This window comes from Reinekea blandensis MED297 (assembly GCF_000153185.1).
Lineage (GTDB): Bacteria > Pseudomonadota > Gammaproteobacteria > Pseudomonadales > Natronospirillaceae > Reinekea > Reinekea blandensis.
Map to the genome: position 1 here is coordinate 284354 of NZ_CH724152.1, position 26602 is coordinate 310955.

At 52.6% G+C, this 26602-nt stretch carries 21 protein-coding genes and 1 other RNA gene; 9 read left to right on the plus strand and 13 right to left on the minus strand.

Annotated elements, in window-relative coordinates; all coding sequences use genetic code 11:
- The first annotated feature begins 60 nt into the window (after positions 1-60).
- From MED297_RS13020 to MED297_RS13030, 3 genes are read left to right on the plus strand one after another with little or no spacing between them, the layout of a single operon-like run.
- Positions 61-1329, plus strand: coding sequence for an aspartate aminotransferase family protein (locus MED297_RS13020; RefSeq protein WP_008045619.1), 1269 nt, complete (start codon positions 61-63; stop codon positions 1327-1329).
- Complete coding sequence (doeA, locus tag MED297_RS13025; protein ID WP_008045620.1) at positions 1326-2606, plus strand: ectoine hydrolase; 1281 nt, start codon at positions 1326-1328, stop codon at positions 2604-2606. Before MED297_RS13020 ends, doeA begins: the two co-directional genes overlap by 4 nt.
- Positions 2607-2630: 24 nt before the next feature.
- Positions 2631-3992 carry an NAD-dependent succinate-semialdehyde dehydrogenase gene (locus MED297_RS13030; protein ID WP_040557223.1) on the plus strand — a complete coding sequence of 454 codons (1362 nt, stop codon included), beginning with the start codon at positions 2631-2633 and terminating at the stop codon, positions 3990-3992.
- 73 nt (positions 3993-4065) lie between these two features.
- Here MED297_RS13030 and MED297_RS13035 read toward each other — a convergent pair whose 3' ends face one another.
- The 4 genes from MED297_RS13035 to MED297_RS13050 form a co-directional block, all read right to left on the minus strand.
- Positions 4066-5688, minus strand: a complete 1623-nt coding sequence (locus MED297_RS13035; protein WP_161599304.1) for an Ig-like domain-containing protein — start codon at positions 5686-5688, stop codon at positions 4066-4068.
- A gap of 223 nt (positions 5689-5911) precedes the next feature.
- Positions 5912-6718, minus strand: a complete 807-nt coding sequence (locus tag MED297_RS13040; RefSeq protein ID WP_008045623.1) for a sterol desaturase family protein — start codon at positions 6716-6718, stop codon at positions 5912-5914.
- Positions 6719-6813: 95 nt separating this feature from the next.
- On the minus strand, positions 6814-8055 hold the full coding sequence (locus MED297_RS13045; RefSeq protein WP_008045624.1) for a coproporphyrinogen III oxidase family protein: 1242 nt from the start codon (positions 8053-8055) through the stop codon (positions 6814-6816).
- A gap of 526 nt (positions 8056-8581) precedes the next feature.
- Positions 8582-9127: a cysteine hydrolase family protein gene (locus tag MED297_RS13050; protein ID WP_008045625.1), complete on the minus strand. Its 546-nt coding sequence runs from the start codon at positions 9125-9127 to the stop codon at positions 8582-8584.
- A 121-nt stretch (positions 9128-9248) separates the two neighbouring features.
- On the opposite strand from MED297_RS13050, the gene MED297_RS13055 reads away from it, so the two are divergent.
- Positions 9249-10169 (plus strand): GlxA family transcriptional regulator, encoded by a 921-nt coding sequence (locus MED297_RS13055; protein ID WP_008045627.1) that lies wholly within the window; start codon positions 9249-9251, stop codon positions 10167-10169.
- Here MED297_RS13055 and MED297_RS13060 read toward each other — a convergent pair.
- Entirely contained in the window at positions 10166-10447 is a 282-nt protein-coding gene (locus MED297_RS13060; protein ID WP_008045631.1) for a Rho-binding antiterminator, read from the minus strand. The genes MED297_RS13055 and MED297_RS13060 overlap by 4 nt on opposite strands.
- Before the next feature lie 238 nt (positions 10448-10685).
- On the opposite strand from MED297_RS13060, the gene ssrA reads away from it, so the two are divergent.
- Positions 10686-11070, plus strand: a transfer-messenger RNA (tmRNA) gene (ssrA, locus tag MED297_RS21900).
- A 288-nt stretch (positions 11071-11358) separates the two neighbouring features.
- Here ssrA and MED297_RS21375 read toward each other — a convergent pair.
- Positions 11359-12288 carry a nucleoside 2-deoxyribosyltransferase gene (locus tag MED297_RS21375; RefSeq protein ID WP_008045633.1) on the minus strand — a complete coding sequence of 310 codons (930 nt, stop codon included), beginning with the start codon at positions 12286-12288 and terminating at the stop codon, positions 11359-11361.
- A gap of 107 nt (positions 12289-12395) precedes the next feature.
- On the opposite strand from MED297_RS21375, the gene MED297_RS13070 reads away from it, so the two are divergent.
- The 3 genes from MED297_RS13070 to MED297_RS13080 all read left to right on the plus strand — a co-directional run bounded on the left by MED297_RS13070 (position 12396) and on the right by MED297_RS13080 (position 16278).
- Positions 12396-13715, plus strand: a complete 1320-nt coding sequence (locus MED297_RS13070) for a hypothetical protein (RefSeq protein ID WP_154650935.1) — start codon at positions 12396-12398, stop codon at positions 13713-13715.
- Positions 13716-14074: 359 nt separating this feature from the next.
- The gene (locus MED297_RS13075; protein ID WP_040557224.1) at positions 14075-15229 is read left to right on the plus strand and encodes a RelA/SpoT domain-containing protein; all 1155 of its coding nucleotides are present in this window, start codon (positions 14075-14077) and stop codon (positions 15227-15229) included.
- A 137-nt stretch (positions 15230-15366) separates the two neighbouring features.
- A complete protein-coding gene (locus tag MED297_RS13080; RefSeq protein ID WP_008045641.1) occupies positions 15367-16278 on the plus strand; it encodes a hypothetical protein in 912 nt (303 codons plus the stop codon).
- Positions 16279-16400: 122 nt separating this feature from the next.
- Here MED297_RS13080 and MED297_RS13085 read toward each other — a convergent pair whose 3' ends face one another.
- The 3 genes from MED297_RS13085 to MED297_RS21905 all read right to left on the minus strand — a co-directional run bounded on the left by MED297_RS13085 (position 16401) and on the right by MED297_RS21905 (position 18579).
- Positions 16401-17201, minus strand: coding sequence for a substrate-binding periplasmic protein (locus tag MED297_RS13085; RefSeq protein WP_008045643.1), 801 nt, complete (start codon positions 17199-17201; stop codon positions 16401-16403).
- Between the two features lie 263 nt (positions 17202-17464).
- A complete protein-coding gene (locus MED297_RS13090; RefSeq protein ID WP_008045645.1) occupies positions 17465-18346 on the minus strand; it encodes a PhzF family phenazine biosynthesis protein in 882 nt (293 codons plus the stop codon).
- Between the two features lie 20 nt (positions 18347-18366).
- On the minus strand, positions 18367-18579 hold the full coding sequence (locus tag MED297_RS21905) for a DUF1127 domain-containing protein (protein WP_008045646.1): 213 nt from the start codon (positions 18577-18579) through the stop codon (positions 18367-18369).
- A 113-nt stretch (positions 18580-18692) separates the two neighbouring features.
- On the opposite strand from MED297_RS21905, the gene MED297_RS13095 reads away from it, so the two are divergent.
- Positions 18693-19631: a LysR substrate-binding domain-containing protein gene (locus tag MED297_RS13095; RefSeq protein ID WP_008045648.1), complete on the plus strand. Its 939-nt coding sequence runs from the start codon at positions 18693-18695 to the stop codon at positions 19629-19631.
- A gap of 22 nt (positions 19632-19653) precedes the next feature.
- On the opposite strand, the gene MED297_RS13100 is transcribed toward MED297_RS13095, so the two are convergent.
- The 4 genes from MED297_RS13100 to MED297_RS13115 form a co-directional block, all read right to left on the minus strand.
- Positions 19654-21030 carry a sigma-54-dependent transcriptional regulator gene (locus MED297_RS13100; protein ID WP_008045650.1) on the minus strand — a complete coding sequence of 459 codons (1377 nt, stop codon included), beginning with the start codon at positions 21028-21030 and terminating at the stop codon, positions 19654-19656.
- Entirely contained in the window at positions 21027-22853 is a 1827-nt protein-coding gene (locus MED297_RS13105) for a sensor histidine kinase (protein ID WP_008045652.1), read from the minus strand. Before MED297_RS13105 ends, MED297_RS13100 begins: the two co-directional genes overlap by 4 nt.
- Positions 22854-22979: 126 nt before the next feature.
- Positions 22980-25169 carry a TRAP transporter permease gene (locus MED297_RS13110; RefSeq protein ID WP_008045657.1) on the minus strand — a complete coding sequence of 730 codons (2190 nt, stop codon included), beginning with the start codon at positions 25167-25169 and terminating at the stop codon, positions 22980-22982.
- Positions 25170-25229: 60 nt separating this feature from the next.
- The gene (locus MED297_RS13115; protein WP_008045659.1) at positions 25230-26216 is read right to left on the minus strand and encodes a TAXI family TRAP transporter solute-binding subunit; all 987 of its coding nucleotides are present in this window, start codon (positions 26214-26216) and stop codon (positions 25230-25232) included.
- Positions 26217-26602 lie beyond the last annotated feature (386 nt).

The window sequence follows — 26602 nt, forward strand, 5'->3', positions numbered from 1 at the left end:
ACGGCCAAACCATAACAACAACGAAAACAATGTGTATTTAGATATGCCAGGAGTTGAATCATGAGCATTTTTGAACAGAGAGAATCCAACATTCGCGGCTACAGCCGTGTTTACCCAACGGTTTTTGACAAAGCCCTGAACGCCAAACAGATCGATGAAAATGGTAAAGAATATCTCGACTTCTTTGCCGGTGCCGGCGTTCTGAACTTTGGACATAACAACGAAAACATGACCAAAGCGGTCATCGAATACATCCAGAGCAATGGTGTGCTGCACAGCCTGGACATGAGTACGACCATTAAACGCAAGTTCATGCAGAAGTTCGTCGATACGGTGTTGGAACCACGCAACATGCCGCATCGGTTGCAGTTCATTGGCCCAACCGGCACCAATGCGGTTGAAGCCGCCATGAAACTGGCGCGCCGCGTTACCGGTCGACAGAGCATTGTTGCCTTTAACCATGCGTTCCATGGGATGACGTTGGGCTCGTTGGCGGCGACGGCCAACTCCTATTTCCGAGGCGCTGCCGGTGTCCCCCTGAACCATGTCCGTCATCAGTCTTTCGGTTGCGAAACACCGTGCATGGGTTGTGAGTTGGGCTGTGGTGAAAACAGCCTTCAGCAGTTGCGGGCGCAGTATCTGGATTCGTCTTCCGGCCTTGAAAAACCGGCCGCGTTTTTAGTCGAAGTGATTCAGGCCGAAGGCGGCGTTAATGTGGCGGATAAAGCCTGGTTAAAAGGCGTCGAACAGCTCGCCAAAGAACTGGGTGCGTTGTTTATTGTGGACGACATTCAGGTCGGCATGGGCCGAACCGGTTCGTTCTTCAGCTTCGATGACTACAACATCGATCCGGACATCGTCTGCCTGGCCAAAGGGCTTGGCGGTCTGGGTACCCCCATCGCCATGAACCTGATCAAACCGGAACACGACGATCATTGGTCGCCAGGCGAACACACCGGCACGTTCCGGGGCCAGAGTGTGTCGTTTGTTGCCGGTATTGAAGCGTTGAAATACTTCGACGATACCGTGTTGATGAAAGACGTTGCCCGCAAAGGCAATGAGATGCGCGAAATGCTCAGCGATCTTGACGCCCGATCCGACGTGCAGATTCGCGGTAAAGGCATGATCCTCGGCATCGACGTCGGCGATGGCGACGTTGCGAAAAAGATTGTCGCCACCTGTTTCGAAAACGGCGTACTGCTCGGTGCCTGTGGTACTGGTGGTCGGGTGATTAAACTGATTCCGCCGCTGACCATCGACGATGACGATCTGAACAAAGGCATGAGCATTGTGATTAAAGCCACCCAAGACGCATTGGAGGCTGGATGAAACGACGTGAGGACATGACCTTTCCACCGGAAGAGTACGAGAACCGGATTGCCGCATTGCGCAGTCGGATTCAGGAACGCTGCATGGACGCGGTGGTTATTACCGACCCCGAGAACATCATGTACCTGACCGATTATCAGACCACCGGGTACTCGTTTTTCCAGGCACTGATTGTGCCGTTGGAACAGGAACCGTTCATGATCACCCGGGCAATGGAGGAGTCGAATGTCATCGAACGGACCTGGGTGGAACGCACCCGGCCGTACCCGGACACCGGCGATGCGATTCAGATGCTGGTGGAAACACTGCGCGAGTTTAACCTGGCGGATAAACGCATTGGTTATGAACGTAACAGCTATTTCTTTCCGGCGTATCAGCAGGACTTCATTCACACCACGTTGACCGGTGCCAAGTTGCTCGACTGTTTCGGCATTGTTGAAGAAGGTCGCATCTGTAAATCGGCGGCGGAAATTGAGCTGATGAAACGCGCGGCTCAAGCGACGCAGGCCGGCATGAAAGCCGGCTTGGACGCGGCCGTTGCCGGTGTCAGTGAAAACGAAATTGGTGCCGAAATCAGTTCGGCCATGTTCAAAGCCGGTGGCGAACCGCCGGCCGTGATGCCATACGTAACGTCGGGCCCGCGCTCGATGATCGGCCACGCCACCTGGGAAGGTCGCATTGTGGAACCGAACGATCATGTGTTCCTGGAAGTGGGTGGCTGTTATCGACGCTACCACACCGCCATGATGCGCACGGCCGTGAATGGCGAACTGACCGACTCGATGTTCAAAGCGCAGGAACTGATGAAAACCGCGCTGGATACGCTGCACAGTTACGTGCAGCCCGGCATGACGGTATCGGATGTCGATAACCTGGTGCGTAACATTATTTCCAACAACGATGTTGGCGCGCGACTGGTCACGCGTTCAGGCTACTCCATCGGCATTGCCTTTCCGCCAAGCTGGGACGAAGGCTACATTTGTAGTCTGAAACAGGGTGACTCAGCCACGCTGCGCGAAGGCATGACCTTTCACATCATTCCGTGGATGTGGGGTGTCGATGGCAATAAGACCTGTGGCATATCCGACACGATCTACGTGACGGACACCGGTATTAAATCCTTTTTCGATCTCGATCGGGACTTCGTGGTGCACCCTCACAAGGCCAACCACTCCGTGCGAGATCTGAAAGTGGAAACCAAAAAAGATAAGTCGCTGGTGCAGGTCAAAGAAAAAGCCAAAGCAAAAAAATCGGTGGCCAACATGGCTGAACAGTAAGACGATTCGCAGGAGAGCATGTGTATGTTGAAATCCATTAACCCAACCACCGGTGAAGACATCAAAAGCTGGCCGGTGCTGAATGAAAGTGACATTGATGCGGCGATTTCCCGAGCGCAGGCCGCATACCAGAAATGGAAACAGTTCAGTTACAGCGAGCGCGCAACGGTACTGCAGAATGTCGCCCGTCAACTGCGGGCTGATAAAGACAAACTCGGCAAGTTGATGACCGATGAGATGGGCAAACCGGTCAAAGAAGCCGGCCCCGAAGTCGAAAAGGCCGCCTGGTGTTCGGACCATTACGCCGAACATGCACAAAGCTATCTGGCCGATGAAGTGCTGGAGTCCGACGCGTCTCGCAGCTATGTACGGCATGAACCGCTTGGCGTTTTGCTGGGCGTTTTACCCTGGAATGCGCCGCTGTGGATTGCCTTTCGGTACCTGGCACCGGCGCTGATGGCCGGGAATACCTGTGTGATGAAACATGACCCGCACGTGGCCGGCTGCGCTGAAGGGATTGCGCAAGCGTTTGTCGATGCCGGTGCGCCAGCCGACATTGTGGTGAACCTGCCGATCGAAACCGAGCAGGTGGCCCATGCCATTCGCCATCCGGCGGTGCAGGCGGTGTCCTTCACCGGCTCTGCGAAAGCGGGCGGCATCGTGGCTTCTGTTGCAGCGGCAGAAATCAAACACGCGGTCTTGGAACTGGGCGGCTCTGACCCGTTTATCGTATTGGCCGATGCCGATCTGGATACCGCAGCCGATGTCGCCACGTTGTCGAGGATCATCAATGCCGGACAGTCGTGCATTGCCGCCAAACGCATCATCGTCGAAGACCCTGTGTACGATACTTTTGTGCAGAAGTTGCATGAGCGGTTATCGAAACTGAAAGTGGGCGACCCGAACGACCCGGGTACCGATGTCGGTCCGATCGCCCGTGCTGACCTGCGCGAAAATCTGCATCGACAGATTACCGATACGGTAAAGCAGGGCGCGAAGTGTTTGATGGGCGGTGATATGCCCGCAGGCGAAGGTTTTTTCTATCCGGTCACCTTGCTGGTGGATGTGGAGCCGGGCATGTGTGGCGTCAGCGAAGAAACCTTTGGTCCGGTTGCAGTGGTTACGCGTGCGCGTGATGAAGCCCATGCCATTGCCATAGCCAACGACACCGAATACGGATTGGGGGCCGGTGTTTGGACCGGTGATACCGCACGAGGGGTTCGCATTGCCGAACAGATTGAGTCCGGACAGGTGGCCGTGAATGGCATTGTGAAAACCGATCCGCGCTTGCCGAGTGGCGGTATTAAAAAGTCCGGTTACGGTCGGGAGCTCGGTCCGCATGGCATCAAAGAGTTTGTGAACGCCAAGCAGATTTGGGTGAAGTAAAAAACAAACGCCCTTCGGAATGACCGAAGGGCGTTTGCCTCGCTGCTAACGACTTTTCGCTGATGAATTTAACTCAGCGTGGTACGGGGAAGTAGAGCCCCTGTTCCGTTTGGATTTCTACTGTGCCTTCAAAGGTGCCGTCAGTTAGATGGAAACTATGCGTGTTTGCAAGGAGCGGATCATTGACAAAAATACCGGTGCGATTTGGCCCTGAGCTTAGGTCTGTTACTTCTTTTTGAGTATAAAAAAGTTCAAGATCATTGGGCTCGCCTTGACTCAACCACAGTCCTTTCTCTCCATTAGTGATTGCAGAAATAACAAGTCCATTGTCTGTTGACATCATGCCTCCCCAGCTTAGGTAATCGGCAATCTCGATTGTACCTTCAGATGTACCATCGGTTTTCCAAAGAATATCATTTGCCTTCTCTGCAAAATAGATCTCACCCTGCCACTCCACGACCGAGTCTAGACCATACCCATTCCCCTCATTGAGCTCGGTAATCATGACCGTACCTTCGGCCGTCCCATCGCTGATCCAGGGTTGAGTACCATGCTCGCCATCATCGGCAGTAAAGAAAAGACGACCATTGAACGCGAGCATATCGTCAACGTTGAGGTCGTGTCTTCCTTTGGCAGCGTTATCCACATCGCTCACAAGAGTGATGGTCTCACCATCGGTTTTGAACAGAGCGTCACCGTTTTCATCGTCGGTGGCTTGGAAAAAGAGTTGATCGCCGACAAGTTGGAAAGGACCCGGTGCAGAGCCTTCAGCGCCTTCGTTTAAATCGTCCAACATGGTTGCGCCTTCATCCGTCAGGACATACAGCTCAACACCCGTTGCCTCTTCATAGGCGGAAAACACCAGGTGACCATTAACGACATTCAGGTTTCTGAGTTCACTGTACTCAACAACGGCCTCGAGGTTATCAGCTGAACCATTGGTCTTCCACAGAGTGTTAATACCTTCGGATTGGGTAGTAAAGAAAAGAAGATCATCGTGAACGGTGAAATTCTCTGGCTTACTGCTGATGGGGCCTTCAACGATGTCGGCAAACAGTTTGGTGTAGCTTGGTGTTCCATCGGTCACCCAAACTTCCCGGCCTTCGGCATCGGTCTCGGCGCTGAAGTAGTACAGGTCTTTGTATCGTACGGTTGGAACGGATGGGTCGCTGCTGTCCGTTGGGTGGATATCCGCAACCTGAAAAGCCTTACCGTCTTCACCCCACGCCCACAGTTCCGTGTCGCAGTCTGCTTCAACACATTGTTCCGTGGTAGAACGAAATACGGTTTGATAATCGTGATTGGTGGTAAAAGTCCAATCCTGCGCGGGCAGCAGTGATTTCTGCTCGTCGGTTAACCCGGCCGCAAACTGAACCTGATATTCTGTATCGCTGGCCAGAATAAAATCGGGTGTGAACGTCAGGGTTCGTGAGTCGGCGTCGTAGGTCAGTAAACCCGGAATCTCTTTACCGGTGACGCTTGAAAGCAGTTGGATATGATCGTCGAGCAGTGTGTCGGTATCGATGTCCTGTGAAAACTGTACCGAGAGTTCCGCTCGAACATCAACGTCCGTAGAGTCTTGTGCGGGTGAAATGGATTGAATGGTGAGGTCTGTGGTGTTGTCCTTGTCGTCAGTCGGGCCACAGCCGACTGCAATCGCCGCCAATGTCAGTGCCGCGAATCCTGCAGGTTTCATGATAGCGTCCTTTGGTTTCAATGAAATTTTTCGTTTCTGATCCATGCCGTCGAACGAGGCCGTTCTCCTTTGGCAACGCATTAGTGACGACAGACAGAAAACTCAGGGCGGGACTGTAACGGAATGTTTGAATGGTAGAAACGCACTCATGGCTGGTTCATCGAAGTGATTTCAATTTATGTGAGCGATGCCACTGTTTGAATGACGACTGTGCATCAGCAAGTTAACGGTGGTGCCGAAAAGGTTGGAGCAGCATTTGGTCTAATCGTTGGTCTTTCGTTGTCCGAAACTCATGCAAGCCGATGAGAAACTTGAGTTGCCCGGCACGGGTTTCAGCCCGATAAGTTTTAAACAGCCGGTCCCACCACGACACACTAAAACCAAAGTTGCTGTTGGTTTCTTCCGGTTCGGCAGAATGATGCACCCGGTGCATGTCGGGCGTCACCAATACCCAGCGCAGGCGGCGATCCAGCCAATCGGGTAAGCGTACATTGCCGTGATTAAACAACGCGGTACCATTCAGCACAATTTCAAAAATTATGACGGCCGCGACGGGGGCACCCAACAGAGCCACGGCCGACAGCTTAATCACCATCGACAGCAGAATCTCAATGGGATGAAAGCGCAGACCCGTCGTGACGTCGAACTCCTGATCGGCATGATGCATGCGGTGCAGTCGCCACAGCCAGGGAACATGATGAAACACACGGTGTTGAAAATAGATGAGCAAATCCAGTAGCAACACTGAGAGTACCAGCGCTATTGCCGGTGGCGTATTCAGGTAATGAAATAAACCAAATTGGTGTTGCTCAGCGAAGACCGCCGCACCGACGGCGGCCAAAGGGAACAGCAGACGAAGCAGCACCGTGTTCAGCACCACCAGCCCCACGTTATTGGCCCAACGTAACGCTCGACTGACTTGCTGGATTCGCCTTGGCGCGAGTCGTTCCCAGACGACCATCAACAGCAAAATACTGATAAAGGCGATGAGTCGAATGCTTGCCTCGTGCATTGTGAGGGTGTCAGCCATGTCGGGTTCTCCGGGTTACAACAGCAGGGCGGAGAATCCATTCTCTATTCAATATTAGAGTATTCTAATGTTTGGCCGTCGTGATGGCAACCCTGCTAATCGCTGACCGACATCTGTTCCCGCAACCGGTTCACCGCCACAAAAAACTCTCGCATTAAGACCAGGCCCAGGTACTGCCCAAGGGGTGTTACCTCAAACCCCTGATCGCTTGGTTGTATGGCGCGCATGGTTTTCAGGGCCGAGAGTTCCGATTGCCACAGCCGGTGCTGCCAGCCATCGGCCTGGGGTGCATCCGATACGTGAAGCGCAAACAACTGCATCATTAACCGATATTGCATCCACTCCAGATCGGAAAACGTCTGTTGGGCATTCATCGTCAATGGCCGGGTTTGCATGTGCCCGATGTATTCCGGAATGTGAAATGAACTGGCGTACAACGTCCGGTCAATAAAGCTGAACGACCCGCTGCCGAGGCCCAGATAATCCGGACTGTTCACAAAGTATTCGTCGCTTTGCGGTTGGTGGCCCAGGTTGTAACACCAGGCACTGCTTGGCTGATACTGCGCGCTGAGTGCCCGGCGGATAGCCTTAAAGCCCTTCCATTCGGTTTTACGTTGCCAACGCCCCAGCGAAGCTTCCAGCGTGCCCTGCACGGAATCGTTCGGCATCAGCGGATACCAACTGACCTGGCTCAGTTGCAGTGCATTAACGATGGCAAGATCGCGCCGGAGTGACCGCTCACTTTGCCCGGGTAGATTGAAAATCAGGTCTACATTCACTGTCGGGAAACGCCGGTTGACCCAAGCCAGGCGTTCCTGAATGGCCTCACTGTCGCCGTAGGCCAGGCGGCGGTTCATCTTCTGAAGCAGATCGTCGTCGAAACTCTGCACCCCGATGGACAACCGCGAGACGTCCCGGGCGCTGAGCATTTCGATGACGTCGGTGGTCAGATGATTCGGGTTGGTTTCAACAGAAATCGGCACCAAACCGAAATGCTCCGTGAGCAACGACAAGGTGCTGGCCAGCTCCTGTGGCAAAACCGTTGGCGTTCCGCCCCCGATATACACCTGTGACACCTGCCAGCCGGCCTCGGCAACGGCCGTAATCTGCTGTCGCAACGCCTGGAAATAGGCTTTCGCAAGCGCCGGGTCCAGCAACTGCCGATGAAACGAGCAGTAGGTGCAAAGCGATTCGCAAAAAGGAATGTGCAGATACAACGCCACCGGGGTCGGCAACACAGACGGGAGCCTTACCGGTTGAGGATCCAGATGCAGACGGGAGCGAAACAGGCGATGCGTCGCCCATTGTGTCAGCGGATAACGAGCCAGTGCTTGCATGATCAGACTCCGTCCTGATTCCCAATGGCAAAGTCAGTATACCTGCCCACAAAACCGGGTGACTGATGCAGAACAACGCAGCCGCTGGCGAGTCAAAAAGCCATCGACTGGCCGGTTTTTTAGACACAACGTCAATTAATGGGCAAAAAATAGGCGATACGCCCTATAAAATGTTAACTAGATCACATAAATTATGCGAATTAGAGCCCGTTGCTGCATTGTGCTACCGACCCGTTAAGGTGGCCTTAAGACATTGATTGCACGACATTCCATCCCCTGAACTCAGGAAAGTAGTTGTTAGCCACCTTACCGGTGGCTTTTTTTTGAACAATTTTTGCGTTTTAACGAATCCGTGCTTGAGACCCTGTCGTAAGAATTACCATGCGAACGATTTTCGCATACCCCTAGAGTTGGGGGAGGCGCGCATCGCCCCATCGGTGCCTCGTCTCCCTGGCATAGAGCAGCGTTGGCCACCCGTAATGGGTGGCTTTTTTTATGGCCGTTTGACGACCCGGATGACCCCGGACTATTGGGTCTTCAGATCGTTGGTATTGAGCAGCTCTGTAAACAGACCCAGCTCAGCCAACGCCGTTTTATGGACCGTGGCGGCGGGAATAACCTCATCAAAATAGGGCAGTTCACGCGTCGCACACGCATCGGCGACCACTTGTACTTTGAACCCTCGCTCCATCGCGGCTCGCGCGGTCGTGCTGACGCACATATGCGTCATCATGCCGGCAATGACCACCGTATCGACCTTTAAATCGTTTAGCCTGGCCTCGAGGTCGGTTTGCCAAAACGAGTTAGGCACATGCTTGGTCAGCACCACTTCATCGGACAGTGGAGCGGTTCCCGAATGTAACTCTTGGCCTTTCGAACCCTTCAGCAGAAACCCCATCTCCGGTTGCAGCGTTTCGTGTTGAATGTGAATGACCGGCAGGTCGGCCCCACGGAACTGGCTCAGCAGGCTGGCGGCGTTTGCCGAGGCCGCCTCGGGTTGATCCAGCGGTAATGCTCCGCCGGGGAAATAGTCGTTTTGAATATCGATCAGGATCAGGGCTTGAGACGACATGGTTGTGCTCCTTTGTGAATGTGGCACTCAGAATAAACAACACAACAAAAGAACGTTATGTCATAAAATGACATATATATGTTATTTTAAGACAATCGACTGTTAACGTGGAGAACAACCGGTGACCATCAACCTACAGCTCTGGCATTACCAAGGTGCGTTGCCCGCCGCGATTGCCGGAACCGAAGACCTGTTTCGGCTGGCGAACCGGTTCACCGCCGGACCCGGGTTCGAATTGCAGGTAGTGGACCCTAGCGGAGCGTCGTCACTTCCACACGCGCAGGTTGTCATCTTACCGCCCTTCATCGACGACCGTTGGGAGCAGGCAGACGCGCAGGTCATTGCCCGGCTTCAAGCGCTGCAAGGCACCGGAACCCTGATTGCCGCCTGCTGTGCGTCTGTGTTCTGGCTGGCTGAAGCGGGCTTACTCACGGGGCGAACGGTGACCACCCACTGGGCGCTGTTCGATCGGCTACGTCAGTTCCCGGGGATAAAAACTGTCGATCAGCGGAACCTGGTGGTGGATCAGGGTGATATTGTGACCGGTGGCGGGCTGTTCGCCTTCCAGGATTTAGTTCTGCATCTGGTCAGCCGTTTCGACCGCTACGCCACGGCGAAACGCATTGCCGATTTCGCCATGATCGACCTCAGCAGCCGACTGCAAAGCCATTACCAGCGCTTTTACCCGGATTACAGCCACGGAGACGCCCAGGTACTGGCAGCTCAGCGCCTGTGTGAACAACAAACCGAGCAAGCGTGGAGTGTGAGCCGACTGGCCGATGCCGTCGCGCTCAGCGAGCGGACCCTGGCGCGTCGCTTTCAACAGGCCCTGAACCTGTCACCAGGCGAGTATTTGCGACAGTGGCGCATTGAACAGGCCAAACAGCGACTTGAAAACACCCGACAAAGCATCGAAGCCATTGCCGCCGACGTTGGTTATTCCGATGTAAGTAACTTTGTCCGCGCCTTTCGCCAAAATGCGGGGCTCAGCCCCGCCGAGTTTCGGGACCGAAAACGGCCGAGCCACCTGGCTGACGGTTAGCTCGCGTTCAGTTCAACAATCGGCCAATGCTCTTCCGGGGTCGACCGGGTTTGGCCGGCCTGAGGGTACGACAACGTCGCGATCTCATTCAGCGGCACCAACTCAATACCGCGCTGAGACTGTAATTGGAGCGACTCCAGTCCTTGGACGACTCGCAGCGTGTCCGCCGTACCGGCAAGCCGAGTGCCATTGGTCAGGCGCACCCGCACCGGAAGCTGCAACACGCACACATGTTCAAAGTGGTCCTGCAGGTCGCACCGCAGCGTGGAACCCGTCATCGTCAGTCTCCCAAGGTAAAAACGTTTAGAGTCGCCGCACCGCGAAAGGTTCCCAGAATGAGGCACCGAAAGGTCTACCTCACAATAAATGAACCTGTTATACTCGCTCGCCCTTGAAAATCAGGCGTTTACGCCAATATTCAAGGGAGTAACGTGGTAGTGGTGTAACACACGCCAGCCCCGAATTATGAAATCGGCGCAGCGAACGGGCAACCGGTCTTGCGACGAACGAGTTAACGGGGGCGATCTGGCTTCGACGTGGATTACAAAGCTCCAGGTGCATGTCGTGTTGGTAGCGAAACACGTAAAACCAAAGCTGCAAACTTATAGTTGCAAACGATGACAACTACGAAGGTTACGCACTAGCTGCATAATCCTTCATAACTGGGTCAATAGCACCCGGCGGTCACTGAGCTGAGCCTGATCGGCTCTACTGACTGTCAAATAATTCAGGATACGCATGAAGGTCGTCAGGGCCGGATTGCCGACAATTTGAATCCCTGACTCCCCGAGTCGCACCTGTCCTTCGGTAACGGCAAGGGTAAATCAAAGAAGTGACTAAACATGTAGGACCGCGAGTGGCGGATTTGCGGACGCGGGTTCGATTCCCGCCGCCTCCACCAATAAATAACCCCGGGCAGAAATGCTCGGGGTTTTTTATTGGTCGAACGATGGGACATCGTTCGCTTTACCGCGTCCCGGGTTCGACTGCGCGTATGGAACGCGCAGTGCCAACCTCGATAGAGGTTGCCGCGAAGCGGGCGTTGCCAAGGATGGCAACGAGTACTTCCCGCCGCCGTGCCGAGTCTCTAGCAATTGGTTTTTCAAAAACTGACTTTTACTATAATCGAAGTCTCTGATCTCTTTGTTTACCTTGTGATAAAAAGAAGTGAATCTAACATTCGTTAGCCCTATATTTTTAAAGTGTTTCTTATTACAGCTTGTAGTTCTTCAACGCAATCTTGTGGCTTTTCCTTATCCCAAACGAGTGTGTAGTGGTGGGCGGTGTCAAAGTGGACACCATTGAATGCACTTTTCTCGCACATGTAGATAACAGGCTTACCGAGTCCTGTAGCGTAGCCAGCTTCCCAGTAAGCACCATTGTTGGCATGGGTGAGGTCCGCGATAACAACGCTAGAGTTTTGAATTTCAACTAGCATCCTAGCATCTATTAGACCTGCTTCAGTAGACTCTCTAAGATCTCTGACTTCGAGATTAAGATTAGAACATCCAGGTTTCAGTGTATTCGATACAAAGTGTTCGAGCACAGGTTCATTGAACTTCATTGCTAAGAATGCATAACTGAAGTCTTCAGAGCCTGTTTTTGATTTTTCAAATATATCCCAACCATCTAGAGTAAGCACGAGCTTAACCTCGTCATTGAGATCGCTGCTATCGAGGTTTGTATAGTCTGATTGAATTATGCCCCTATTCAATGCTTCACTTAAAATGTAAATCATGCCTTGCTGGTCAACTGCGCCAATTACTGGATAGTCAAATGAAGCATCAATACCAACATAATCAGCGGGGTGTTGTTGTTTGTGCCCCAAGTAACGCACTAGTAGGTTCAACTGCTCAAATGGGTTTGGAAGTTTGGTTTCATCAATGTTTTGAATGTCGTATGTAGAGATCCTATATTCGACTATTTGATTGTCATCAAAAAGTCGGGTTTTAAAACTAAGTTTTGCTCTATCAACGACCGTCAGGTCTTTTTGTTCTAGAACTGCTTTTACTGTCCCAGAAACAATATATTGGCCGCATATTGGGCATTCTATACCCTCGTTATCACCAGCAATGGGCTTTGATTTTGCATTTGAGTCCAAGCAAATGGGGCATGACATTTAGAGCTCTCTGACTTAAGTCTAGAAGTGAACAAATTATGGTCTTTCAAAGTTATTGTCAATATGGTTAATATGAAGCGTAAATCTAATGGTGGCGGTGCGAGTCTATGGCTCTTCAGACAATTCCATTCGGTCTTAAGAAATCTGAGCATGGTGAATCCCTTATTCATGTCGATGATGCAGAAAGAGGGCTTGCTTGTAATTGTGTATGTCCTGAGTGTGGAATGCCTTTAGTAGCAGCAAAAAGTGGAAATACTGTTAACTACTTTAGACATCACAGCCTTTCTAGCGCACAAGACATCAAAACTAATTATATCGAGTGTCGAGAATCTGCTATCCACAAAGCAGCTAAACAGGTTGTTTATACAGCATCGTCAATTATGTTAAAGGGTTATTCAATTAAAGAAGATTTTAGAATCGAAAAATTCTCAGATATTGAGCATATCGAGCATATTGTAGAAGATAGGGAATACCATATTAGTTATTCTCAAGTAGAAAAATTTCTAACGCCAGATTTAAAGCCTGATGTTACCCTCAGCTTTGTAGATTCTGACTATCCATTAGGAGTTGAGATATATGTATCTCACAAAAGCGATAAGCGAAAGATTAAAAAAGGTAATGACCAAAATGCTTGGCTAGTAGAGATCGATATTTCTTCATTCATAAAAAATAAAGGATGGACTAATGAAGACTTTGAAAAGGCAGTACTAAGAGAAACAGAACGTCAAACATATTTGTCACACCCCGAAAAAGAGAAGATCGCTGCGGAGCTAAGAAAAAGAGCAAAAGAAAACCTTATTAAAGAGAGGCTTAGGCGCAAAGAAAGAGCGAAAGATTCACTATCCAGTTTCTATCCGTTGAATGAAAAATATAAAATCAATTCGCCGGGACAAAACCAAAAATCTATCTTTGAGGGAAAAGAGAAAAAGGCAAAGGGTGTAATATCGAGTTCTCGTGACATTGTATTTGTGATTAATCATATGACTGGTAAACGTACAATCTACAGAAACTCCAACCCAAAAATTCGTGACCCAGCTGTCGAAAATTGGAAAAAGGCACTCATCGACTATAACCGACCTCTAGATGTTTTAACTCGACTAGGTTTTGAGGATATAAGTCATTGTTTTCGCTATTGGGGTTCGCCTCCATTCTACACAATCGTAACAATGGTTTATCTCGTCTATAAGCGTGAACTTTTATCTGTAGATGAGTTCAATCAAGCTTGGGAAGATATGCTAATGAAAAATGACCTAGTGGTTCCTGATTTTTCCAAATTTGACGAGTTTAAAATGCTGTCATCAAAAATTCAGGTTGAAGTTTTGGAGTTAGAAGAAGCTCCGCTTATTGTATTTGATAGACTAATGAAAAATTGGGATCGAATTAATCAAGAGCTTAAACTGCGTGGCGTCATTAGTGATGAAACTTGAAGTTTAGCGTTAAAGTTTGGATCAAATGTAGGGCTAACTTTATTGATCTATGAGTCTCTGGTAGCGTTCTTTGTAGTGTGTTCTGATACGTCTGCGAGCGTTGAATGCCCGTAACTCCTTCGATAGAGGTTGCAGCGAATCGGGCGATATCAGGAATGGCTATGAGTAATTCCCGCCGCGGTTCTGAGTCGCAACTCATAGTAATCCAAGAAACAGACTTTGTAGAAAAATTGATGATCCTGGCTCAGTTGATTTCTATTTTACCTTCAATGTATGGCTTTAGAATTATCGTAAACTAATATAGTGTAAGATTTAACATAGCCTATGCCATGCTACAAACTACTTGTTGGGGTTAAGTGTTGACTGAAACCAAGGTTTATTCAAATAAAGATATTATTAAAGCGGGAAAGATTCTTTCTAAAATGAAGGATTACTCTACCGAGGAGATAGACTTTGCGTTCTCAGCATTGTCTTACTGGAGATATAGTCATAATACTGCGCTGTTAAAAGCATATAACTTTGTCGGAGAGTCCTCAAAAGAAATTGATAAATACTCTATTGTTGCAAAGAGGCTTAAACGTAAAGAATCTATTATCTACAAGCTAGTTCGTTTTAAAGGCATGAGCTTAAGGTCAATGAACGATATCGCTGGTTGTAGGGTAATAATATCTGATTTAAAAAAAGCAAGAAGGCTTCTTCGTGGCTTGAAAAAAGATGAGCACTTTCAACGAGAAATAGGATATAAAATTAATGACTACATTGAAAAACCACAAGAGGATGGATACAGAGGAGTACATATAATATCGAAGTTCGAAAACGATGAAGGTAAGCTTTTAAATGTCGAGATACAAATAAGAACATTGCTCCAACACTATTGGGCTACTTCCGTAGAAATAATTGATATCCTGACAGGTCAAAATCTGAAGCAAAAGAAAGGTGAAAGAAAGTGGTCTCATTTTTTTCAATTAGTTTCTGATCAGTTTTCGAACATGGATGATATTCAAAGCTTTGTTCAGTTAGAAGAAGTAGAGCAGAAGAAGCGATATAGTGAGTTCTTAGCAAATTTAAGTCCGCCTTATATAGAAAAAAACTGGGATGGTTTAGTCAGAATAAGACAACTTTCAAGAGATCTTGATGTATCAAGACGATTAAGGGCATTTGCTGCATCTGTTAAGGTTATAGAGGAGCATTTGAAATCTGATGAGCGTACAGGTTATGTGCTTGTTGAGTTGGATGTTAAGAAAAATATTCTAAAGACTCGAACTTTTTTAGAAAGTGAAAGTAGGGCTGCAGAGGCTAAATTGACAGAAATAGAGAGAAGAGAGTTTTCGAGAAAAGACTTTATATGCGCATTGGTATCTACAAACTCAATAAGTGGTTTGAAAGAGGCATTTCCAAACTACTTTGCTGACTCAACGAACTTTATAACGTTTTTAAAGCTTATCGAAGAGGCTGCCATGTTTGTAAAACCTAATCGATTCGTGAAGTTTATGTCATGGTTGAAATTACCCTAATGATACTCCCTTTGTGCTTGGCAAAAAGCTACTTTTGATTAGTTTAACTAGTTCTTAATTATTTTACTTAGTTAGTTCGGCAGTGTAGATGTATAACTATGTTAAACTCCCCCAAAACAAAACCACACGAGTAACCCATGCTAAAACCCCTAATCGCCAGCGCCGCCATAGCTACCCTCGCCAGCTGCGCCAGCCTCCAATCCGAACCCAGCACTGCGCAAAACCTAGCCTCGCCGTCACCGCTCACCTTTAAACGCGATTTACGGCTCATCGAAGCCCGTGAAGTGATGCGCATTGCCGATCTCGACGTCGATCTGCGCGATGACGCCTGGATCGCCGAGTGGCAGGGCTATGAGTTCGATGCGGAGACGTTAACGCCAGAAGAAGCGCAGCGCATTAAAGACGCCTTATATGACTTTCCACTCCGTCGGGTGGATCTCGCCGGGAACAGTGAAGCGGCGGAGTTTAAAGATTCGCTAGGCGATACTTTTGGTGTGTCGATTCGGTTAATGATGACGGCCGATGCCAATACCGAAGAAACAGAGTTGGTTGAGCAGTACGCGAATGCCGCCCAAACCTTTTATGACACCCTGAACTCGCAAGCTGAATTGACGGTGTCGTCTCGGGATGTCGATACCGTCACCGGAACCGATGTGGAGCGGGCGGTTAAGCTGGAAGAAAACTTTCTCAACATGAATCAGTACAACAAAGGTGAGCAAGTTTCGTCGGTTGTCGTCGATGACAAACGCTATGTCAGTGGTTTTTACTTCGTGCCGAAGATGTCGATGATGGATGCGTTCATGGCGAAGCCGCGTAAATCCTATGAACGTCAGGTAGATGCCGCCGTCATGGCCTTTTTAGCGTTAGACATCCCGAACCTGTACTTGGTGATTGGTCAGAACGCGCAGAACTACTTGCCCCCGGGTGTTGTTGATAATGACGGGCAGTTTCATATCGCATACCGGTATCGCGATGGAGGCAGCTTAACGCTGCCTGCTGAGCTGGTGCTGTATCAGACCAAACTGGTTGTCGACGATCTGCTCGACTGAGTGAGTAGTGTGTTACTAAGCCAGCCATGTGCTGGCTTTTTTGTTTTTTAAGACCTTTTCTTTTACGACAGGAATCTACCCAGCAAGCCCAACCCACATAGCCAAGTCATGTGTCCGGCCCCTCAAGGCACAATCCCCGTCGCCATCCCGGCATCGGTTAATATTTCGGTATAGTCACCACTCGCTTTCAGGCGTTGTAACCCCTGGTTAAATAACGCCTGCAGTTCCCGGCCACGGTCGCTCATATTGAAAATCACTGCGGTGGTTTCTTCATGAATCGGGCGAGGGTCGTGCGTCAATATTTGGCTCTGCTGCGGTTCGAGTTCATTACGCATAAGCCAGTACGCGACATTCACTTCTGAAGGGAACAACTGCACCCGCTGGGCCGCCAGCATCCTCAGTGCGTAGATATCAAAATCGACAATGGTGGTCATCAGTTGGTTCTGCTCTACGGCATCGTCAAACCGCTCGCCATAGCTGTAGCCGGCCACCTGGGCGATGAGGTATGGCTTCAGGTCACTGACGTCGGTCCACGTCAGGTCCAGCGTTTTATGATGAAACAGCATGAAATGGTGCTGCAGGACCGGGTCGCTGAACAGCACTTCCTGTAAGCGTTTAGGGGTCTGTTGCCAGGTAAAGGAGCCATCGTAATGGTCATTGACCACATACTCGTACGAGCGGGCCCAGGGGAAATAGTCGATTTCAACGTCCATGCCGACTTCGGCAAAGGCCTTGCGAACCAGCTCTGTTGATGGGCCGCCATTGGGGAGCGATTCAGACGTATAGGGGGGCCATTCGCCACTGGCCAGGTGAACGGTTTCGGCCTGCGCGAGTGCGGCCAAACTCAACCAGCCGGTGAATAACAGGGAGCCACACGAAAGTAACACGGATCGAAGGCGTTTCGTCCAGGACGCTGCGTGCATGTAATCGGTTTCCTGAGGTCTTTTTTTGAGTGTAGTTCGAACTTTTCATTTTGACAGGTCGGTATGTGGATTCGTGTGAAGAAATTTCTGGCGTGGAGCAAAACCCGATTTGATTTTGGACGGTTCAGCCTTCCTTTCTGCCTAATCAACGGATAAAACCCGTTCGACAGGAATGTAACGGTGGCTACAGAAAGAGAAGCCATACTCTGGGGCGCGCTGGCTGGCGCCCCCAGGGAGCTCATGGAACCAGGCGAACTTCTGACTCAGGACACTAGCTCGACCGAGCGCTGTTCACGTACCTGCGCACGACCGCCGGCCATCAGATGGTCAATGTGGCCGTCTGACGCTAACGACAAACGTACATCGATCACGCTCGGTGACGGTTCGGCCATCAAGCGTCCTTGTTCAATCAGAAAGTGTTGTTGCGTCATGCCGGCCACTTCATACAGATAACAGGCCAGCGGCCCGGCCGCCATACCGGTGGCGGCCTCTTCTAAGATGCCATAGCGTGGCGCAAACATGCGGGCCGAGGCGTGACGTTGTGGGTCTGCGGTCTCGGTGGTGTATACGTAAACACCGATCAGATCGAGCGCTTCGCTCAATTGGGCGATGCCTGCCTGATCGACCGCGAGTCGGGCCAGGGTGTCCATGTTGTTGACGGCCAGTATCACAAAGGCGTTGCCGGTGTTGACCACGCTGGGAATAAGCTCCGTTGGACGATCGGCGTCCGTCAATCCAAGGCTTTCCAGTAACTGGTGGTGCTGGTGTTCATTGAGTGCTTGAAAGCTCGGTGCCGTTTGCGCCATGTACGCGTAATCGCCCTCCAAAGCAATGGCGCGGCAACCGTCGATGGTTTCTTTAGAACTCTGCTTCGCACTCAGCCGACCCTGTTGTTGCAGGTAGCTGAAGGTGGCTACGGTGGCATGGCCGCAGTGTGCAATCTGTCGTGCAGGGGTGAAGAACTCCAGTTTGACGTCGGCACAGACAGACCTGGACACAAAGGCGGTTTCTGAGAGCCCGATTTGGCGGGCAATGGTTTGTTTCTGTTCCGTCGTAAAACGGTCCGCGTCCAACACAACGCCGGCGGGGTTGCCACCCTGGTTGCCATCAATAAAGGCGTGAACAATCGGGACAGTTAAGGTCATGTTGTTTACTCCAAAGTCGGTTATTTCCAAAAGGGCTTGCGGGCTTCAGTGAGCGACTGGCCTCGGGTTAGGCCAAGGTCCCGCAGGGTGTGATCGGACAGTTGCGCCAGCGCTTTGCGGCTTCGATGGCGATGTACCCAGCGTTGAATACGCAGGCTTAGGGTTGCCGTCCAGGGGTCACGGCGGGTATTGCATGAGTAAGTGATGTGGGTGTTTGCGGTTTGGGTGCACATGGTTTGCTCTCGTCGGTCAGGCTGTGAAGCGCACTTTGCCGCGGAGCAATGTCTGCGACAAACGAGATTTTTACCGTTATGATTAACTTAAACTTAACCATGAGATAGCGGCGATGGCACAGGGCCCCAGTTTGAAGGCGTTGCAGGCGTTTCGGGTTGCCGGCGAAACGCAAAGTTTTAAACAGGCGGCGGAGCGGCTTTTTGTCTCGCAGGCAGCCATCAGCCAGCAGATTAAAACGTTGGAAGCGTACCTTGGCGTTCGCCTCTTTCATCGACGAACCCGGGAGGTCGCCTTAACGCCGGAAGGTCAGCAGCTTTACCTGGCGGTTCAGCAGGGCTTTGACCAGATCGACCGGGGCGTTCGCGTGTTGATGTCCGATTCGCACCCGTCCCGGTTGAACATCAGCACCACGCCTTCGTTTGCCAGTCGTTGGCTGGTGCCCCGTCTGGGGACGTTGCAGGCACTTTCCCCGGAGCTGACGATTAATGTGTCGCTGTCGCAATCACTCGTTACGTTTGACGACTCCAGCGTGGATGTCGCCATTCGCTTTGGCACCGGTCAGTACCCGGAGCTGGAATCGGTAAAACTGTTTGACGAAGTGCTGGTGCCGGTCTGCCATCCGTCATTGTTGAACCGTTCGGCATCCGTGTCGGCACAGGTGAGTGCCATGCCGCTGCTGATGGATGAAGCGCCCGACATGTTGACGGCATGGGCGAGGCTCAGCGACGCCGCTGGACTGAATCTTGACCCCGCATCGTCGAAGTTCACCGTCACCGATGCCAACATGCTGGTGGAAGCCGTATTGGCCGGGCAGGGGTTAAGCCTGTTGCCCTTTGGTTTGATTCACCCGCTGATCGAACGACAGCAACTGGTGTGTCCATTGCCGGTCTGGGTGAAGTCGACCTTCGACTATTATCTGGTGGCACCGGCGGCGAGTTTTAAGCGGCAGAAAGTGAAAATGCTCAACTCGTTTCTGCAAACCGCGTTTGAAGAGACACAGGCACGCTGGAACGCGTTTGAGCGCGATGTCGCAGGACGATCAAGGGGTTAGCGTTGACCTTTTAGGGCCTGTGTTACAGGCCGTCATGGTCAGCGTCTTCTTTGAACTGGGCTTTATCCAGGCCGTGCTTTTTCATCTTGTCGTAGAGCGTTTTCCGCGCCAGGCCGAGGTATTCCATGGTGTCTTTGATGCTGCCTTGGCACATCTGCAGGGCATTCTGAATCATGGAGCGTTCAAAGGCATCGACCATATCGGACAGGCTCTGTGGTGTTGGGGTGTCGACCGAGGCCGCCGACTGAATCTCATCCAGGGCGACCGGCCCCATCAGCACATATCGCTCAGCACGGTTGCGCAGCTCCCGCACGTTGCCGGGCCAGTCGTGTTGCAGTAACAGGCCGATTTGCTGTTTGTTCAGCGGGATGCTTTCGCGGCCATAGCGGGCGGCGGCAATCAACGCAAAATGGTGGAACAGCAGGTGGATGTCTTCGCGCCGTTCGCGCAATGGTGGAATGTCGATCTGGATGACATTGAGCCGGTAATACAGATCCTCCCGAAACTCGCCGCGTTCACTTTTGCTTTTCAAATCGGACTTGGTTGCGGCGATGATCCGCACATCCAGCCCGATGCTGACATTGCTGCCCAGCCGTTCGACTTTGCGCTCTTCCAGAACCCGCAGCAGACGAACCTGCAAAGCCAACGGCATACTTTCCAGTTCATCGAGAAAGATGGTGCCTTTGTTGGCGTGCTCGAACTTACCGATGCGTTTTTTCTCCGCGCCGGTGAAGGCACCGGCTTCGTGCCCGAACAGTTCACTTTCAATCAGATTCTCCGGTACCGCGCCGCAGTTGATGGCAACAAAGTTATGTTGGCTGCGCTCGCTGGTTTCATGAATGTAGCGGGCAATGGCGTCCTTACCGGCGCCGGTTTCACCGCTGAGTAAAATGTCCGCCGAGGTATCGACCAGATTTTCCAGCATCGACAAAACGCGCTTCATCTTCGGCGATTCACCGCCAAGCAAACGCGGGCCGGGCCGGGCGAAAATTCTCAGCTGGGCTTTGAGTACCCGGTTTTCCAGAGCGAGGTGGCGTTTTTCCAACGCATGTTTCAACAGTTCAATGAGCTCGTCCTGGTTAAAGGGTTTTTCAATGAAGTCATAAGCGCCGAGTTGCATGGCGGTGACGGCCGTACCGATGTCACCCTGACCGGTCAGGATGATGACCGGTATCGACTCATCAATCTGCTGGACGGCCTTGAGCAAATCGAGCCCGTTGATGCCGGGCATGTGAAAGTCGCACAGCACAACGCCCTGAAAATCCGGTCGCAGAATCTTCAGGGCGCTGGCGGCATTGTCGAAGGTCTCGGTGGTGAGCTCTTCCAGCTGCAGCGTTTGCTGGATAGCCTGGCGGATGGCAGCATCATCGTCGATAAACAGTACATCGGTTGCGGTCATTCGGTTTGTTCCCGTCGGGTCAGTTCCAGATTAAATTCGGCACCGGTAGCGTTCGGCCGATTACGGCAGGTGAGTTGGCCGCCGAGCGCATCGACAATCTGCCGGGAAATGGACAGCCCCAACCCCAGCCCCTGTTTGCGTGATTTGGTGGTATAGAAGGGTTCGAACAGCTGCTCGGTATTGGCCGGCAACCCCGGGCCATTGTCCCGCACCCGGGTGTAGATCCGGTGGTCGTCTTTCTCGATGTCGATGGTCACCGTCGGGTTATCGACATCGGCCACGGCATGGAGTGCATTGGTAATCAGGTTGATCAGCACCTGTTCGATGCGAATAAGATCTCCGTGGACGTAACTGGGTTGTTCTGGCCGGTTCCACTGAATCTGCGCCGGTTTGCGGAGTTCTTGTGCGGTCAGGATTTTCAGTGCCGCGTCGATGGCCAGGCGCAGGTCTACGGCGGTCGGTGGCCCTTCCGATTTGCGGGCAAAAATTTTGAACTGCCGCGTCATATCGGCCATTTTCTCGCACAGATCGATAATCTCGGACAGGTTCATCCGGGTGGTTTCCAGATCACCCCGTTCCAGAAACCGCTGACTGTTGCGGGCATAAGCCTGAATGGCGGTCAGGGGTTGATTGATCTCATGGTTCAGTCCGGCAGACATCTGTCCGAGTACGGCTAACTTGGCGGCCTGAATCAGTTCCTGCTGAGTTTCTTTGAGTTCTTGTTCGGCCTGTTCGCGCTCCTTGATTTCGGACTTTAACAGCCGGTTGGAGGTTTCGAGATCGGCCGTGCGTTCGGTCACTTTGAGTTCGAGCAGCTGACCGCGTTCGGCCAGTTCTTTTTCCCGGCGCAGACGTTCATGGACATACAGCCAGGCGAGAAAGGTGGCGACAAACAGGCTGACGCCGGTGAGCAGAAACTGCATCTGAATCCACAGGATGTGCTGGGTGTCGATCAGGATTCTTAACGTCCAGTCGAAGTGGGGAACCGGGGTATCGACACTGATGTAGCGCGCACTGGTCGAGTCCTGCTGGATGCTGAGTCGCTCTGTCCGGTCGCTGAACCCCCAGGGGCGGTTCAGTCGTTCAATGGTCATTGGCGTCAGTGGTCGGTCAAAGTAGCGGCGCTGCGCCTGAATTTCTCGGCGGCGATCATCGGTAATCGGTTCAAACGCGCGAAAAAGCCAGTCGGGGCGGCTGGCCAGAAAAGCAATGCCGTCGGCATCGAGCACAACCATCTCGGCACCGGAACGTCTTTCCGGCTGAAGCCACTGGGTTTCCAGATCGGTGACCAGCGCTTTAATGGTCAATACCCCGAGCACCCGTTCCGGGTCTTCCTGGGCCGTTACTACGTGTGAGAAATACAACCCGCGGGCATTGGTGGTAATACCCAGCGCAAAGTATTTGGCGCTGCCACCGGTGGCCACAGCGTTGGAGAAGTACGGGCGGAACGCAAAGTTACGGCCAATGAAGCTGGTGTCCAGATCGTAGTTGCTCGCAGCAATGGTCTGGCCTCTGAGGTTCATCAGGTAAACATCGGAACTGTCGGTGACGTTCGCCATCCTTGCCAGCTCCTGATTGGCCGATGCGATCAGCGACTCGGACTGAGGGTTAGTCAGTGCGTCAATCAGCAGCGGGTGCTGAGCAATCAGTTCGGCGAGCGGACCAAATCGATTCAACTTGTTCGAGACCAGCTGAGAATAACGATACGATTCTTCAAGGCTTTGCTGCTCAATCTGGCGGTAGCCCACCTGTGAGCCCAGTACCCAACTGATCAGGCAGACCACAGCAAGCAGAATTATCAGCCAGGTTTGGCGATGGGTCATAGAAGAAGGCCTTGTTTGGGTCGTCGTGAAACGACCCTTTATTTTTTCTTTCAGCGTGACGGAAGATTCCCGACGGGTCTATCCCCCCTTGGTCGAGGGAGATACGGACCCGTCGGAAACAGAACGTCAGGATTGAGGCGCGATCGTCGTTCGTGCATGAATCCATTTCTGCACGAGGTAGGCGATGACTCCGGCGCTGATGCCGGCAACATCGGTGACCAGGCCGCCTTCAATCATCAGGAACGCGGCGATGACCAGCAGTACCCGAAGATACCAGGGCGCCGCGTAGCGGAGGAACCATGCCTGAACGCCCGCCGACAGCAGATAGACGCCGACCAGAGCCGTCGCCAGCGCGCGTGCCACGGACAGGACATCGCCGTCCATCAGCAGTGCGCTGTTGTAGAAGAACATGAATGGCACAATGAAGGCCGCCAGCCCGATTTTGAACGACGCAACGGACGTGGCCATGGCCCGGGCCCCGGATATCCCGGCGGCGGCGTAGGATGCCAGCGCAACCGGTGGCGTGATGGCAGACACCACGGCAAAGTAGAACACAAAGAAATGAGCCGTCAGCATGGGAATACCCATCTGCACGAGGCCGGGCGCGACCACCGAAGCGGCAACGGCGTAGGCGGCGGTCGTCGGCATCCCCATGCCGAGCAGAATGGCAATGCACATGGCGAAGAACATCGCCAGCAGTTGACTGGCTTCGGCAACGCCGAGCAGCAGTGAGCTGAACCGGGCGCCGACGCCGGTCAGGGAAATGACGGCCACGATGACACCGGCACAGGCACAGACGACGATGATCTGAATCGACATTAATGCCGCCAGCTCCAGCGCTTTGAGGATTTCGTGAATGCCCATTTTATTGGGCGACAGCCAGCTGATAACCGCCGCCGAAACCGTGGCAAGCGTGCCAGCGCGAATGACCGAATACCCCATAAACAGCGCTCCGATCAGGATCATGATCGGGACGAACAGATACATCTGGCGGAGCAGCCGGCGCAGAACCGGCAACTCATCTTCACGCATGCCGCGCATCCCGGTGCGGGCCGCTTCCAGATCCACCATGAAGTAGACGGACGCAAAATACAGAATGGCGGGAATGACCGCCGCAATGGCAATTTCGGTATAAGGAATGCCGGTAATTTCGGCCATGATGAAAGCACCGGCGCCCATGATAGGCGGCATGATTTGCCCGCCGGTGGAGGCGGCCGCTTCAACAGCCCCGGCCGAGGTTTTGCTGTAACCGACTTTTTTCATCAGCGGAATGGTCAGCGATCCCGTTGAGACCACATTGCCGGCGCTGGTGCCGTTAATCATCCCCATCAGACCGGACGCAAATATCGACACTTTGGCCGGACCGCCGCGAGCGCGGCCCGCCAGCGCGAAGGAAAAGTTAACGAAGTAATCGCCGACCTTTGATGCCTGCAAAAACGCCGCAAAAATGATAAACAGAATGATGTACGTTGATGAAACGGCGGTCGTTGGGCCGAGAATGCCGGCGTCGGTGTACACCTGCGAAAAGAACCGCTGCACGCTCAACCCCGGGTAACTGAGGAAGCCGGGCAGTGACGGTCCGACAAAAACATAGCCCAGAAAAATCAGTGCAATTGCCACTAGGGCGTAACCGGCTAGGCGACGGGTTAACTCGAAAATAAGCATGGTGCCGGCCACGGCCGCAAAGGAAATGCCCACGGGCGCAAACGACGTACCGGTACTCATGCGAATGGACGTTGCAAAGACCGATACCAGGTAACTGGCGACCGATACGGCGCAGATAGCTAACACCAGATCCGGCACTGAAAACTGATGGCGCGGTTGCCGGTGCAGCCAGCTCAGCACAATGGCGCAGGCGGTAACCGCCACCAGGGGCCAACCGAAGTGCCACGTTTCAATGTTTGCCGGAATGCGCAGCGCGCCCCCGGCCAGTTGGTTTTGCATCAGCGCGGTCTGGACCAGAACGTAAATCGCCGGAATCAGTAACGCCAGACCTATCCAGGTGGTGATGCGTGATCGCCGATCGGACGTTGACGTTTCCGCGAACGCCCGTCCGGAAAACAAAATGAACCCGAGCACCGAGGCACCGCAAACGTGAATGATGCGAAACGCCCACGTCTCCAGCGGCGCGATGTTCAGGGTGTAAAGGTGGAAGGCTGAGTAAAAAATGCAAAGCAGCATCACGCCCAGCAACAGGGGCCCGCGAAACATCCGTCGGTTATCTTCAATCGGTTCGTTGTCGACGCCTTCGGCGATGACCGGCTCGACCAAGTCGTCCGGGCGGGCATGAGGACTTTGGTTATCGGAATGGGTCATAGGAACACTCATCTCATAGTCAGGTTGGGGTGGCCGACCGACCACCCGTACACAGGGCCGTTACTTAATCTGGCTGCTGTCGATGGTGTATCCGTTTTCGTTGAACCATTTCGCGGCACCGGGGTGCCAGGGGATGACGGTGTTCTTGTTGAAATTTGCCGGAACCGAAGAGCGGGCCGAGTTGTGAATGGACACCATCTGATCGTTGTTTTCCATGGTCAGTTTGGTGGCTTCATAGACAAAGCTGTCCGGCAGCGTGCAGTCCGCAATAGCGAAGTTCCACATTGACACTGCGCGCGCATCGCCGGTCAGAGTGGTGTAGGTGCTGGCGGGAATGGTGAACTCCGCGACCGGGAAGGCGGCGGTAATCTGGTTCAGTTCGTCTTGGGTGAACTCAATGATGTTCACGTCGGTCTGGACTTCAAGCTGGCTGACGGCCGGAATCGGAATGCCCGCAGCGAAGGCGATGACATCCAGCAGGCCGTCCTGCAGCTGGCTGCCGAGATCCGACCAGCCACCGTTACGACGGTCAAAGTTGACTCCGAGTGTTTCCAGCATGGCGGGGAAGTAAGTGTCGGACGTTGAACCGGCCGGTCCGAACCCGATTCGGGCACCGTCCGGAATGTCAGCAATGCTGGTAATGCCGGAGCTCGACAGCGCAGTCACTGAAAATGGCGTTTGATACATCGGGAACATCGCACAGACGTTGTCCATTTTCAGCCCCGGTGCCAGTGGGCTGTTGCCATTCATGGACTCTCGGGCCGGGCCCATGGTGGTCAGACCAAATGCCACTTCGCCGGTGTGCACCAGTGCCATGTTCTGCATCGGGCCGCCGGTGATTTCCGAGCCGCCCCCGACGCCCAGGTTTTCGGCCACAAAGTTGGCCCAGCCGGTGCCGTAGGCGAAGTAGGTGCCGCCTTGGCTGGCGGTGCCGACGGTGAACGATGTCGGCCAGCCTTCTTTGGAATGGGCATCGGCACTGGCCGAACTGACGCAAATGACGGATGCGGAAAGTGCCATGGCGGCCACGGATCGTAAGGTTTTCATAGGGTTCTCCGATATTGTTTTTGTTGTCGGTAGTCTTTGGACCTGTCATCAGGCCCGGGCTCTCTGCCCCGGCAGACCATGATCAACACGGTCTTTTCCGGGATTGCGGTTTGACGAATAGCAACGGCTGCGCCAACCCTCTGAACGGCCCGGCTGGTGGGCTTGGCGTGGTTTTAGGCAGGCGGAAATTGGTGGGAAATGACCAGTCGGTTGAGAGCGTTTGGGTGGAAACTGACCCATTTCAACTTGCGGGCCATGCGCTCCCTCTAACGGCTCCTGTTGGAACCGCGTTCCACTGAACGGATGACGATTTGACGTCGGCTGTACCCCTTCAGGAGTACTCTGGTTTTAATCGACCGTTCATTTTAGTGACACAGTCCAAATAA